The sequence below is a fragment of the Halobium salinum genome, assembly GCF_026586625.1.
GTDB lineage: Archaea > Halobacteriota > Halobacteria > Halobacteriales > Haloferacaceae > Halobium > Halobium salinum.
In genome coordinates this window covers 414,534-428,036 of the sequence record NZ_JAODIW010000005.1, presented here as the reverse complement: position 1 = coordinate 428,036, position 13,503 = coordinate 414,534, and the positions used below count along the sequence as shown (strand labels likewise).

Sequence of the window (13,503 nt, the reverse complement as noted above, 5' to 3'; positions counted from 1 at the left end):
CCTGAAACCGCTGAAAACTGGCTCCAAGCGTTCGCTGCCTGGTTCAATTCTCCAAACTAAACACGACCCGAAACAGGGACGATAGACAGTCACCGTGGCCGCGGTCTGTAAGCGACGTTCTAGAACAATCTAACGTCTCAAAAGGTGGGGAATTGACGGAAGACGAAGTCCTGCGCCGCCGAGAGCGATTCGGTCCCAACGAATTACAGGAGGCCGAACAGCGACGATGGCTGGAAGTGCTGGTGAATCAGTTTACGAGTGTCATCGTCCTCCTGCTCACAGTCGCGGCTGTGGCGGCTTTCGTGCTGGGAGATATCACCGAGGGAACCGCGGTCTTCGCCGTTCTCGTCATTAACGGTGCTATCGGATTCGTCACAGAGATGCGAGCCATCCGCTCAATGGAGAGTCTACAGGAGATGACGGAAGTCAAAACTAGGGTCCGTCGATCCGGCGACGATCAGCCACTTGCGTATCCACCTCAGCGCATCCTCGTCCCGACGGACGGGAGTCGGAGAGCAGACCTCGCGGTGATGGAAGGAATCAACGCGGCGAAGGTGACAGGTGCCAGGCTTCATCTGCTTCATGTGGTCGAGACGGGCAGCCTCGGCCCGGATGCACGATCCGTGCTGAAAGAGGGTGAATTGACCGAGCGAGCGCACGATGTTATCGGCGAGGCTTTCCAGAAGGCCGAGGAAGCGTCGCTTAATCCAGTCACCAGCGTAACTGAGCATGGTGAACCCTCGAAAGTGATTCGTGACTACATCGCCGAGAACGAAATCGATCCCGCTGCCATGGGTACTCACGGAAAACCCGATTTCAGTCGATACGTGATGAGCGATGTCAGCGCCAAAATTGTCCGAACGTCACCAGTACCGGTGATGTGGGTTCGGAAACCTGACTCAGATGGTACCTTCGACTCCTGAGTAAGAGGCCCGAAAGCAGGACCACACCCCCGGTAGAGTTCGGCATTTGGAGACACAGCTTTTGACAACGCGACTCGAAGTGTTCGTATGGAAGATGTCCGCTCGGTACGGATGAGTCCGGAGGAACAGAACGAGTTTCTAGGGCGTGGTGGGACGGGCGTCATTTCATTCGATACATCAGGCGACGGCCCCCCGTATACCCGACCAATTTCGTATGGGTACGACGCAGAGACGGGGAATTTCTACTTCCGGCTTGCCGTCGGTCCCGAGGACGCTGGAAAGAAAGACCTCATCGATGAAGATAGGGAAATTTCGTTCGTTACATACGACGAAACCGACCGTGGCTGGCGAAGCGTCATCGCAACCGGCAGCCTGGAAGAGATCACGAAATCAGCACTCGACTCCAAAGTCGCCGAGGCGATGCAGCGGGTGAAAATCCCGTTTGTGGACGTGTACGACAGTCATCCCCTTACGCTGGAGTTCCGATTCTTCCGACTCATCCCGGACGAGCTGACTGGCCAACAACAAGCTGGAACTGGAGAGTGAGTAGCTCAAAGAGAGCAGTGCATATCCTCTTAACTACCCTCGTCACGTAGCCACTCGCTGTATGCCAGAGGAAGTTCTCTTCAAATCGGAGCAGCGTATGAGCCGAGAACAGATCGCATCGTACCTCCAGACGGTCGTCAATAAACTCAACGCTGGTGACGCGGTCACACTCCAAGCAGGTGGCGACTCCGTAACTCTCGATCCTCCCGCTCAGCCAACGTTCGAGGTGAAAGCCGAACGCGAAGGACCGACAAACGGGCCGAAAGAGTTGAGCATCGAGTTCGAGCTCGAATGGCCGGAAGATGGCGACGATGGTGGCGAACTTGAGATAGGATAACTGCTCGCTGCCGTTTTTGCGGTAGTAGCTGTACAGGTTCACCGAGAACACCTACATAGAGAAACACAGAGAATCAGAGATTCTACCTGGAAGAGAGTTAGTCCGAACACCGTCAATGGCAGATTATCGACTGAACCGGATTGTGGGTCCCACTAGCTGACCGATGATACACTGGAACGCACCTGAATGGTCACTGCCCTGGCCACCAGTGGTCGTGGGTTTTCTCCTTTTGGCGGTAGCACCGCTCGTTCTCTTCGGCTTCGGCGTGTGGGGAACTCTCCTTCCGCGTGGGCTCATACTACTGAGTCCAGTCCTCATTGCTGGTACCCTCGGAACCGGGTTAGGAATCAGATACGAGTGGTGGGAACTGCGTCGTGTGATCGACGAAGGGACAGTTGTTATTAGCGAGGCCCATCAGAACCTGTTGGCTGTCGTTGGCGGGACGTTGCTCACCTTCGCTGGTGTCGCAGAACTGGGGATGTCTCCGATTGTCGCAGCCAGTTTGGTCGGGGTCATCGCAGCCATAGTCATCCAGGGCGTGGCTGTCCCAGTGTACTGCGGAGCGTTCGTCGGGATGACATCTCCGGAGCTCTTCGGGTCGTACTGGTATGCCACCCTCGCCGCGGTGCTTTCCGGACTCCTGTTTACCGTCGCTCATCCAGTATTTCATGGCGTCGGTGGAAAGCTGGGAACGACTGCGTTCGTCGGGGTGTTGATGATCTTGGTGCCGACTGCTGGCTCCTTTCAGAGTGGTCCAATTCCCAGTCAGCGTGTACTCCTTCCCGTGGTTGGGTTCGCGGCACTCGGTGCTATCAGCACCTTCACGGTTCATACTCGCTCGGCTGCGGACCCTGTCTTGGCCTCCGGACTCGTGGGTGCAGTCGGCGGGCTCCTGCTCCCCGTGTTCGTCGATGCCTCGGGGGAACTACTCGCCGCGGCCGTTTACTCCGCTTCGTTCGCTGGGATGACGGACCCGAAACGAATCCCGAACGAGTGGTGGATCGGAGCGACTGGAATCGGAGTCGGGCTGGTCGTTGTGTACACGACGCCGTTTGTCGGGGGGTCAGGCGGGAAGTTGGGGACGATAGCGTTCGGTTCATGTCTGGGTATCCACGGGATCCTTCGGACGCTCAACATCTTTGAGCTCTCCCGCCGTGGCTATCAGCCCCCGAAGGAAGAGACGACCTGAGTGGTCTTCCCGAGAGTGGCCAGCCCCTCCACTAAATTCTCTGAAGGTGAGATCCTAGGCGACCGAGAGCCTCGCACCACGATTGTTCATCCGACTGCCTCTATCTCAATATGAGCGGATTCGAGCATCCTCCGCGTGGAGCCTTGATGCTGTCTCCGTTATAAATGAGAGATATGTACAACGATATCTTGGTTCCGACAGACGGGAGCCAGGGCGCGAAAGCCGCTCTCGAACACGGCATAGAGATCGCGTCGAAATGGGATGCGACCTTGCATACCATATACGTCGTCGATACTCGCCTGGCGCGCTCAGGACCGTTGCTCGAAACGCTCCGGGACGAAGGACGCGGGGCAGTACGAAATGTCGAGGTGACTGGAGCGCAAGCCGGATTGACCGTCGCGACCGAAATCGTCGAGGGGAACCCGCACGAAGAGATTCTGGACTACGTCACCGAGCACGGCATCGACATGGTCATCATGGGAACCCACGGCCGAACCGGTCTCGACAGAGTTGTTATGGGAAGCGTCGCAGAACGAGTGGTTCAGCGCTCGCCTGTTCCCGTACTAACCGTTCGGGGTGAAGAGCAGGACTGAGTTTCCATCAGATTTCGGTCTCTAGACCTCCTTCTCGTGGGTTTGCGAGGGTGACTGTTCCTCCGTCTCGGAGCGTGGAGGATAACGCAGCTTCCAGCTCAGTTTGTGGAGTTCGATAGCGACGGCGATGGTCAGGGCAATCCCGCCGAGAACGAGCCACTGTTCCAGCGCGACCGGTGCCGTTCCGAGGACCGCCTGAGCAGGCGGGAAGTACATCGCCCCGAGGTGGACCAGGAACGCTGTAATCGTCCCAGTGAGCAATATCGGGCTCCGAAACGGTGAGAGTTGGAACAGCGACGTCGTCTCGGATCGGGCATTACCGATGTTAATCATCTGGAACAGGACGATCAGGAGGAGCAGATGGTTACGGACGGCAGCCTCCGAGAGCCCCTGGTCCAGCAACCAGATGAACGTCCCGAATCCGATCACGCCGATCACAAGCGCGGCGACGAGCGTCCGTTCGATCATGATCTGATTGAAGATTCGTTCGTCCGGCGAGCGCGGTGGACGATTCAATACGTCTCCCTCCTTGGGTTCGAAGGCCAGCGCCACGTCCTGAATTCCGTTCGTAACGAGGTTCAGCCAGAGGATCTGGACGGGCACCAGCGGGAGTGGCAGTCCGGCCGCCAGGCTCAACAGGACGAGAGCGACTTCGCCAGCGCCGGTGGAGATGAGCAAGAAAATCACCTTGCGGATGTTGTCGAAGGCCACCCGTCCCTGTTCGATGCCTGCGACTATCGTCGCAAAGTTGTCGTCGCTGATGACGAGTTCCGCCGCGTCACGGGCAACGTCTGTGCCCATCTTCCCCATGGCGATCCCGATGTTCGCCTGACGGAGTGCGGGAGCATCGTTGACCCCGTCACCCGTGACAGCTACGTAGTGCCCCATTCCTCGGGCAGCTTCGACGATTTTGAGTTTCTGATCCGGTGAGACGCGTGCGAACACCAGGGTCTTTTCGAGGATTTCTTCGAGTTTCTCTTGCGAGGCGTCCATCAGCTCGGCACCGGTGGTTACCTCGTCTGCCGACTCCGCAAGTCCGAGATTACGGGCGATGGCGAGTGCCGTCTCAGGATGATCTCCAGTGATCATCGTGACCGTGATACCAGCCTGTTGCGCCGACGCAATCGCCTCCGCGACGCCAGACCGAAGTGGATCGATCAATCCGAGAAAGCCAAGAAACGTCAGGTCAGTTGGTTCGGAAAGCGGCTGTTCCTGTTCTTCGTCGGTTTCCACTGTTCCTTCTGCAACTGCGAGCACACGGTACCCGTTATGAGCCATCTCGTTTGCCTGCTGCTGTAGAGCTGGCTGTGAAAATTCGCCCTCGCTCGCATCCACACACATCTCCAGCACGCGCTCGGGTGCGCCCTTGACAAACACCCGCGTCTCGTCGTTTGTCCGGTGGAACGTCGCCGCATAGCGCTGTTCGGGTTCGAACGGAATCTCGTCGGTTTGTGGATATGCATCGAGTGCGGACTGGCGGGACCACCCGAGCTTGCGACCGAGGGCGAGGAGGGCAATGTCGGTCGGGTCACCGCGCCACGTCCACTCGCCGTTCCGCCGAGACAGGTGACCCTCGTTGCAGAGTACAGACGCTCTGGCGAGACGAGACAACTCATCGGCGAGGTCTGGCTTCGGAGGATGCCCGTCTTGGAGGACGTTTCCTTCCGGAGCATACCCTTCGCCAGTCACCTCGAACGTGCTCCCATCGGGGAGTTGCACCTGTTTGACGGTCAGTTCGTTAGCCGTCAGTGTCCCCGTCTTGTCCGACGCGATCATCGTACAGCTACCGAGTCCCTCGACAGCCACCAAGCGACGAACGATGACCCCGACTTTGGCCATTCGCCGGCTAGCGACGCCCAGTGCGACGGTGATCCCGACGGGAAGTCCCTCGGGAATCGCTGACACAGCCAGTGCGACCGCGAACAGGAACATCTCGACGGCGTCGTACTGCTGGACGAAAATCCCGAGAAGCGCAGTGATCGCTGCGGCGACGAGGACGACCAGGCCGACGATACGGGTGAACCGCTCCATGCGCATCACGAGAGGTGGCTGCCCGCCCTCGACGGCCGTGACGTCCTCGGCCAGTCGGCCGACGACCGTGTCGCCCCCCGTTTCGACGACGATACCGCGGCCCCGTCCTCGATTCACCACAGTGCCAGCGTAGGCCATGTTGCGCCGGTCTCCGAGTGGGGCACGGTCGTCGCCTGTCCACTCTTCATCTTTTGGGACGGGTGCTGACTCACCGGTGAGTGCCGACTCGTCGATTTCCAGACCATGCGTGGAAACTAAGCGAACGTCTGCAGGAACGCGATATCCCGATTCGAGGAGGACGACGTCGCCCGGAACTACGTCTTCTCCATCAATGTCGCGTGTCTCCCCATCGCGGATGACCGTCGCGCGGGTTCGGATGAGTTGCTGGAGTGCCTGGCTACTGCGCTCCGCACGCCATTCCTGGATACCACCGACGAGAGCGTTTATTAACAGCACTAGTCCGATGAATCCTGCGTCAGTCTCCTCGCCGATGGCGAACGAGACGATTGCCGCGATAGCGAGAATGTAGATGAGCGGGTTCTTGAACTGACGGAGGAAGATCTGCCACACGGTGACCGGCTTTGCCTTCGGGAGGCGATTTGGGCCATATTCAGAGCGTCGGCTTTCAGCCTCCTCGATCGAGAGACCAGCTGAATCGGCGCCAAGAGAGTCGTAAATCTGGCTTAACCCCCGCAAATACCAGGATTCGGTGTCCGTCGAAGCGGAGACAGCCATTAGTTATCAGAAGTACGCTGGGGGGCGACTTAGTGGTCAGCGTCGAGTACAGAAGCGGGGTGTCCTTTGACCAATGGAGCGATTCAGGACGGAGTCAGTGTTGAAAACGGTAGCTACTACGCTGTGAAACAGACCAAGAGAGATTCCTAACCGTTGGTTCACTCTGGCTGACGAACGGTCATTACAGGAGCCGGTGACGTGCGTACTGTCTTTTCGGCAACGCTCCCCAGGAGGTATCGCTCAATGCTACTACGTCCGTGAGTACCCATGACAACGAGATCGATGTCGTGCTCCTCAACGTAGGACCGAATCCCTCGATAGGGGCTCCCGTGCTTTATCGCAGTTTCGACCGCAGACACGGAGGCTTGAGTTGCTTGCTCCTCGATGGTTTGGACCGCTGATTGGGCCGATTCTTCGAGTGCTTCGAGGATTGCACCTGAACGGACATCAACGCCCATCGCCATCGTATCGATGACTGAGAGCGCATGGAGGCGAGCATCGTAGGTGTGCGCGATATCGACAGCGGGGCCAATAGCGGCCTCAGCCCCCTCACTTCCGTCGGTTGGCACCAGGATGTCGGTGTAGGGATACGTAACCCCACCGTCGTCTTCCGCTTTGACCGTTAATACTGGCACGTTCGATAGCCGGACGACCTTCTCGGTGACACTCCCAAGCAGATACCGTTCGACCCCCGTCCGGCCATGCGTCCCCATGACGATGAGATCGATTCCCTGTTCAGTTGCGTAGCTCAGAATCGCCTTGTGTGGGATATCGGTACGGACGGCTTGTTCAACTGGGACGCCACTCACAGAAATGTCATTGCAGGTCCTTTCAGCGACCTCCTCACGTTCTTTCTTGGTTTGGTCGTACTTGGGCGCGTTTTCGAGCGTTCTGGAATCGACCACACAGAGCGCGTGTACTTTCGCATCATAGCGTCTCGCTAGATCTGTGGCGTACCCGACGGCTGCCTGTGCACAGTCACTTCCGTCGGTCGGGACGAGGATATTGTCGAACATCGGTAGCTGATTGTGAGTTCGTCCTGACCCTACATCAAGAATTGGCCAGACTACCACCTCAAATTGACTCTGCAGAACTATCTCGAATCCATATCAGAAATTAGCACAACTCACGGAGCAGCTAGCAATCGGCAGTATTCCTTACTCTCTCGTTGGTCACGTGGTGTTGTTTTTGCGCCCGTGAGAGGGGCGCAGGCGCGAGATGATGCAGTCGCACGTCGACGAGGATTCCTGAACTGAGGTGACCGGAATGAAAGATCCAGAGTCCAGAACCATCTTCGCTGGCGTCGATGGACGTACCGACACCGAACTACCCGGGTGGTACCGAGAGCGTCACGGGATGCAGACCCCGTGATCTTCGCCGAGGCGGTCCGTGATCTTCCGCAGCCCGTCGAGACCACCGTCGCCTACCGTCGTCCCCAATTCGTGGGTGGTCACCGCTGATGAGGCAACTGCTTACGGATTCGTCGTAGTGCGCGTTTCACGGATAAACTGTATCACAGCGGCGATGAGGACGAGACAGATGACGATCATCGCGCCCTGTGAAACTGCCGCGATGGTCGAGTCGACTGATTCGCCGGTCAGCAACGCGATGATATCTGGAATCCCACGGGTCGATCCCAGCACTCCAAGTACAGCCAGGAGACCGATTCCGTAGGCAGCGAGCCGTTTCCGATCCGGCTGCTGGCGTCCCACCACGCCCAAGATGGCGACGAGCACGCCGAAGAGGGCTGGAATGAGCGCTGTGATGCTCGCGAAGTCAGAGAGCACGTAGGCACCGATACCCAGGACGACGAGTGCGGTTCCGAGCCCTATGCCCAGCATGAACGCGGACGTACTGGAATTCGCCATGCATGGAAGCCTGTATTGGACATTCGTATAGTTTTCCACTCGTGAGCGCAGATCTCGACGTCGGAAAGGCGTGCTTCTAGGTTCCGACTCTAAATCTCTCCTGTTGGAGTTCTGTGTTTCTTCAACCGGTGACTGAATGGCCGGAAAGCGCGGTGGCAGTGTTAACCAACGCTAGAGACTATACGCAGATATTGTTGGTTAAGATTGCTGTCGGCTGCTGGTTTATCTCCCCCCGAGAGCGGACGCAGGGCGACAGGTCTCGCGCTGATTCACGATGGCGTTCACAACAAATACCAGCAGCGCTGCGACTGGAGTTGCAGCTGCCCGCCAGGCCGACCAGGTTGCGTTTCTTCATCGCGTGCCGTTCGCGCTCGACGCGTACGAACTCGGATTCCTTCCCGGGTTCCGGGAGGACTGTGGGTATCAGCAGGTCCAGTTCAAGCACCTAGACCTTCCCGCCGGGATGCTCGACAACGACTTCCGGAATCCCGACCTAGATCGATACATCTCCCGATTTTTCGAGTACGAACCCCAGGTCGGCGTAATCGGGGATGCGTACGAACCCGACGATGTCGATGAATACGTCGCTGCCGCTCGCGAAATCCAAGCGAGCTACCCCGACGCAGAGCTCGTGATCGTGCCCAAGTGCAGGGAAGTGTTCGAGATGATTCCAGACGACATCGTGCTCGGCTACTCACGCGGGTACGCCGACCGATTGGCACATCAGTTCACCGAGCCAACCGACTGGCGTGGCCGACGCGTTCACATCCTCGGTGGGAGCCCACCGAAACAACTTGACGTCATTCAGCAGTTGACCCGACCGACGCTCACGAATGAGCCACCCGCAGATATCGTCGGTGTTGACTGGAACGGACTCCATCGTGGCGCGCAGTTCGGTGAGTTCTGGACAGCCGCTGGGTGGGACGATAGCGGTCGAGACGCCGACCACGTCACGGTTCGGAAGACCGTTCGTCACAGCCTTGGTCGACTCCGAGAGTTCTGGCAGGGACACGGCGTCTGGCCAGATTCGACACCGCAAGATGCCGGTCTGGATGCAGAGTACGAGGGACCATCACCGAGTGAGCTCGACGGTGCTTCCTGTACTGGATGCGGGGCGAATGTCTGGCGAACCCCTCGTGGTCCCTTTGTTGCCGAGTATGATACGGGAGAGATCTGTGGGTACTGCAGCTACGACTGCTACTTCTCGCATCGCCAAAGGAACAATCTTGAGGAAATAGCTGGCGAGCAGAGCGTCTACTTCCCACCGGCGTGACTCGGAGAGTGTTTTTCGGGCCCCTGAGAGGGCGAAGGCTCCATCGAGAGTCTTCGTCCAGAGGTGAATCAAGTGAGTCAGCGACAGCATGCGAACGATGTCTCGGTCGATGAGATTCCAATCGATATTTCGAAAACACAGTCCGGGGAAATCGATCCAGGTGATGTTCCTGCGGAGATCGAATCCATCACTCGCGGACTGGCGAGTGAACAGCCGCCGACGAACCCACTCGTCGTTCTCAAAGCGGCTCGCTGGTGGTATATCCACGGTAAGGGCGGCACTGATCCGGTGTTTCAGTGGGCCATCGAGTGGTCACGTCACCTCGCGACCGACAGGCCCAGCGACGTCGACCAGTTCGATTCGTTTCTCGACTACCTCGTCACAGTCGGCTTCGCTGATGAGAAAGCCGCCCTCCGGTAACCGTCGTCGCGAGTTTTTTGTGCGCCGTCAGGGGTGCGGCGCGGGCTGAATTGAAGCGATTGCACTAAGGTGAATTTCAGAACATCATGGCTACGACAAGCGACTCGTCGGCCTCCTTCGAGGAGACCGACACGCGAACAGGTGAGATGCACAGTACGATCGAAGCCTGGATCGACGAACTCGCTGGCGACGTTGATGCGGCGCAGGCCAGCGATGAGTTCCAAGAGTGGCTCGACGTCCAGAGTCGGTTCCACGACTACTCCCATCGCAATACGCTGCTCATCAAACTCCAGTGTCCCGAGGCGACGAAGGTCGCCGGCTTCAACACCTGGCGGAATGAGTTCGACCGGTACGTCCAGGAGGGCGAACAGGCGATCTGGATCTGGGGCACCGATCATCACGAAGCAGTGCCCGGAGTGCGAGAACTCGCCGAGCTACCACGAGCAATGTGACTGTGAGTACGACGAGACACCACCCGAAGAGTGGTCGAAAGGGCTCGTGGGATTCAAACCGGCCGCTGTCTTCGACGTCTCTCAGACCGAGGGAGAGCCGCTTCCCGAGCTGGAAACTGAGGCGACAGGCGACGCTGAGGACCTCGTACCCGCTCTCACAGACGCAGCGGATGAGCTCGGCGTGACGGTTCGCATCGTCGACGCTGACGAGTGGGCGCACGGCGACGCTAAAGGCGTCTGCAAACAGCGGGATATCCATGATTTCACGCCAATCGTGGAGGCGAAAGCACGGACGAACCAGGCCGACCTCGCGGTTACGCTAATTCACGAGTTCGCTCACGCGCTGCTCCATTTCGACGTCGATGACAAGGCCGAACGGTCAAAGCGCGAAGTCGAAGCGGAAGCCGTCGCGTACATCGTCGGTCGGTTTTTCGGGTTGGATACGAGCGGATCGGCGTTCTATCTGGCCGCGTGGCAGAACGATGATCCCGAGGTGATTCAGGATCGTCTTGGACGGTTCAGTTCGACTGCCCAGGAGATTATCCACGTCGTCGTCGACAACTAGGTCGAGTGCTTCCGAATTAACCAACAATCTGGGCCTTCGCTCCGCCCCGTTGGTTAACTCATTTAGCACTGGCCGTCCGGCACAAGGCTAAAGCCAGTCCGATTCACATTCTATGTATAGAACGCAGGTATGAGTACCATAGAAGAAACGCAAAGTAAGCGGGCAGGGCTTTCGATTCGAGAGAGTCGCCTACTGTCGCGGTTAGCCTCAGAGGGGCACCAGATCATCTCGATCGACGATATCGAAACGACGCTGGACGTCGCCCCCAACACGGCGCGGGAGATCGCCTCGCGTCTGACCGAGAAGGGATGGCTCGACAGACTCCTCCCTGGACGGTATCTCATCATCCCGCTCGCCGCCGGCGAGGAGGCCATCTACACGACACATGAATACCTCATTGCTGCGCACGTCGCTGAGCCGATGTACATCGGCTACTACAGCGCCCTCAGCCACCACGGGCTGACCGAGCAGGTCCCTCGGACGGTCTACGTCGTGACACCAACCCGGGCCCAGAGCCGGGAGATACACGGGGTCCCGTACCGCGTCACGACGGTCACCGAGCGGAAGTTCTTCGGCTTCGAGCCGGTGTCCATCGAGGGGACGACCGTCCACGTCAGCGACCTAGAGAAGACCCTCGTCGACTGTGCGGACCATCCCGAGTTCTGTGGCGGGATTCGCGAACTCGCGACGGCGATGGTGGCTGCCGACGAGCAGGGCTGCTCGTGGCCGACGGTTGGGGAGTATCTCGAGCGCCTCGACAACGGCGCTGCAACCAAGCGCATCGTCTACCTCGCCGACCAACTCGGGATCGACCTGCCGACCCGAGAGGCGCTCGTCGGCTCGTTCACCAGCGGCTACTCCCTCCTCGACCCAACGCGGCCCGAGGCAGGACCCACCACCAGTAAGTATCGCCTCCGAATCAACGTCGAGCCAGACACGCTCGGACCAACGGAGTCCTGACTGCGATGATCAGCCAGAATCGACTCCGTGTGCTCGCCCGAGAACTAGGCGTCCGGCAGGGATACGCCGAAAAGAACTACGTAAACTCGTGGCTCCTCTGGGGGATATTCACCAGCGACTACGGTGACAATCTCCTGTTCAAGGGCGGCACCGCGTTGAGCAAGTTGTACTTCCCGCAGTCGTGGCGATTTTCCGAGGACCTCGACTTCGGCGTCGAGGGACAGTATCTAGGGTCGAAGCGCGACCTACGAACGCTTCTCGATACGATTTCCGATCGGTCTGGAATCGAGTTCACAATCCGAGAGCATCACGAATCGCGGCAGGATCACTACCCCACTCACTACGTCGACATCAGCATCCAGTACCGTGCCGTCCTCGATCATCCGAACACGACCAGCATCGACGTAATGGTCGACGAGTACGTCGCCTTCGACCCGGTGCAGCACACTCACGAGTACGAGGACATCCCCAAATTTGATCTCCAGGCATACAGCGTCGAGGAGATCTTCGCCGAAAAGCTCCGAGCGATCTACCAGCGGGGCGCTGCTCGCGACTACTACGACCTGTATCAGCTGCTCGAAACCGACTCTCTGTGAGAGAAGCGAAGATGCACCCCACGAAAACTCGGTTCTCTACCATCTCCGCACCAAGTTCGACCTTCAGACGCTCGAACAAGTTGGCAACACGCTCCTCCAGAAGGACGTTCTCGACGTCCTCCCCGAGCAGGTGGAGGTCGTTTCGGACCTCCACCTGCGGCCCTACTATGGAGACGAAGACGACACCGACGGTCTCTATCACTCCCAAGCCAAGCGTGGAACCACCGCGTTCCACGCCTACGCGACACTCTACGCGCGTGTGAAGCACAAACGCTACACGCTGGCGGTGCGCCGTCTCGAAGACGGCGACACCGCCAGCAGTGTCCTCGCAGCGTTTCTTGGACTCCTTGACGGCCTTGACCTCGACGTCAAGGCCGTCTATTTTGACCGCGAATTCTACGACAGCAAGTGTTTGACACTGCTTCAGGCGCACAACCACGCCTACGTCATCCCGGTCGTCCGCTGGGGACAGACGATCAAGCAAGAACTCTCGGAAGGCTGGAGTCGCGTGATTCAGCACGACATGACGGCGAAACTCGACGGTCACAGCTGGACCGTCGAGTTTCCCGTCTACATCGACTGTACCTACCAAAACGGACGGTACGACGAACATGGCGTGGCGCGTCACGGTTACGCCGCTGACGCGCCGTTCATCGACTCACCACGAGACGCTCGATACCACTACGCGAAACGCTTCGGTATCGAGGCCAGCTATCGACTCTCCGAGGGAAGTATTGCGACGACCTCGACTCAAAATCCGGTCGTACGGCTGCTGTACGTCGTGGTGAGTTTGCTGTTACAGAACGTCTGGCGGTATTTGCACTGGGAATACGTGGCGACGCCCCGCCGTGGGGGGCGTCGCCTCTGGCAGTGGTCGTTCAAGGAGTTCATCAACATGATTCGACGGGCAGCGTGGACGGCCCTCGCGGTGCGTCGGGGCGTCCCCGCAAACCGACCACCAGACGACCGGTTCAGCCGGTGATCACCACCCAGACAGCCTCTAGCGGGAGTGGCG

11 protein-coding genes and 3 pseudogenes are annotated in these 13,503 nt (G+C 58.6%); 11 read left to right on the top strand and 3 right to left on the bottom strand.

Translation table 11 applies throughout. The features are described from left to right. Positions 1-17 precede the first annotated feature (17 nt). The 5 genes from N5095_RS03415 to N5095_RS03395 all read left to right on the top strand — a co-directional run bounded on the left by N5095_RS03415 (position 18) and on the right by N5095_RS03395 (position 3,588). On the top strand, positions 18-923 hold the full coding sequence (locus N5095_RS03415; RefSeq protein WP_308203523.1) for a universal stress protein: 906 nt from the start codon (positions 18-20) through the stop codon (positions 921-923). An 87-nt stretch (positions 924-1,010) separates the two neighbouring features. Then, the gene (locus N5095_RS03410; protein WP_267621061.1) at positions 1,011-1,469 is read left to right on the top strand and encodes a pyridoxamine 5'-phosphate oxidase family protein; all 459 of its coding nucleotides are present in this window, start codon (positions 1,011-1,013) and stop codon (positions 1,467-1,469) included. Positions 1,470-1,530: 61 nt separating this feature from the next. Further along, complete coding sequence (locus N5095_RS03405) at positions 1,531-1,806, top strand: amphi-Trp domain-containing protein (protein ID WP_267621059.1); 276 nt, start codon at positions 1,531-1,533, stop codon at positions 1,804-1,806. A 376-nt stretch (positions 1,807-2,182) separates the two neighbouring features. Further along, complete coding sequence (locus tag N5095_RS03400) at positions 2,183-2,995, top strand: hypothetical protein (RefSeq protein WP_267621057.1); 813 nt, start codon at positions 2,183-2,185, stop codon at positions 2,993-2,995. 173 nt (positions 2,996-3,168) lie between these two features. Continuing rightward, on the top strand, positions 3,169-3,588 hold the full coding sequence (locus N5095_RS03395; protein WP_267621056.1) for a universal stress protein: 420 nt from the start codon (positions 3,169-3,171) through the stop codon (positions 3,586-3,588). Positions 3,589-3,609: 21 nt separating this feature from the next. On the opposite strand, the gene N5095_RS03390 is transcribed toward N5095_RS03395, so the two are convergent. From N5095_RS03390 to N5095_RS03380, 3 genes are all read right to left on the bottom strand, one after another. Next, positions 3,610-6,354, bottom strand: coding sequence for a cation-translocating P-type ATPase (locus N5095_RS03390; RefSeq protein ID WP_267621054.1), 2,745 nt, complete (start codon positions 6,352-6,354; stop codon positions 3,610-3,612). A gap of 158 nt (positions 6,355-6,512) precedes the next feature. Then, a complete protein-coding gene (locus N5095_RS03385; protein ID WP_267621052.1) occupies positions 6,513-7,370 on the bottom strand; it encodes a universal stress protein in 858 nt (285 codons plus the stop codon). A gap of 456 nt (positions 7,371-7,826) precedes the next feature. Continuing rightward, entirely contained in the window at positions 7,827-8,222 is a 396-nt protein-coding gene (locus N5095_RS03380; RefSeq protein ID WP_267621050.1) for a hypothetical protein, read from the bottom strand. Positions 8,223-8,496: 274 nt separating this feature from the next. Between N5095_RS03380 and N5095_RS03375 the strand changes: the two genes are divergently transcribed. The 6 genes and pseudogenes from N5095_RS03375 to N5095_RS03350 all read left to right on the top strand — a co-directional run. Continuing rightward, positions 8,497-9,495 carry a DUF6610 family protein gene (locus tag N5095_RS03375; protein WP_267621048.1) on the top strand — a complete coding sequence of 333 codons (999 nt, stop codon included), beginning with the start codon at positions 8,497-8,499 and terminating at the stop codon, positions 9,493-9,495. 72 nt (positions 9,496-9,567) lie between these two features. After that, positions 9,568-9,915: a DUF8013 domain-containing protein gene (locus N5095_RS03370; RefSeq protein ID WP_267621046.1), complete on the top strand. Its 348-nt coding sequence runs from the start codon at positions 9,568-9,570 to the stop codon at positions 9,913-9,915. Positions 9,916-10,001: 86 nt separating this feature from the next. Continuing rightward, positions 10,002-10,932, top strand: a pseudogene (locus tag N5095_RS03365) (M78 family metallopeptidase domain-containing protein). A 129-nt stretch (positions 10,933-11,061) separates the two neighbouring features. Beyond that, a complete protein-coding gene (locus tag N5095_RS03360; RefSeq protein ID WP_267621044.1) occupies positions 11,062-11,892 on the top strand; it encodes a type IV toxin-antitoxin system AbiEi family antitoxin domain-containing protein in 831 nt (276 codons plus the stop codon). Positions 11,893-11,897: 5 nt separating this feature from the next. Further along, a pseudogene (locus N5095_RS03355) lies at positions 11,898-12,485 on the top strand (nucleotidyl transferase AbiEii/AbiGii toxin family protein); the annotation flags it as partial. Beyond that, a pseudogene (locus N5095_RS03350) lies at positions 12,469-13,470 on the top strand (ISH3 family transposase); the annotation flags it as partial. The pseudogenes N5095_RS03355 and N5095_RS03350, both read left to right, overlap by 17 nt. Positions 13,471-13,503: the final 33 nt, after the last annotated feature.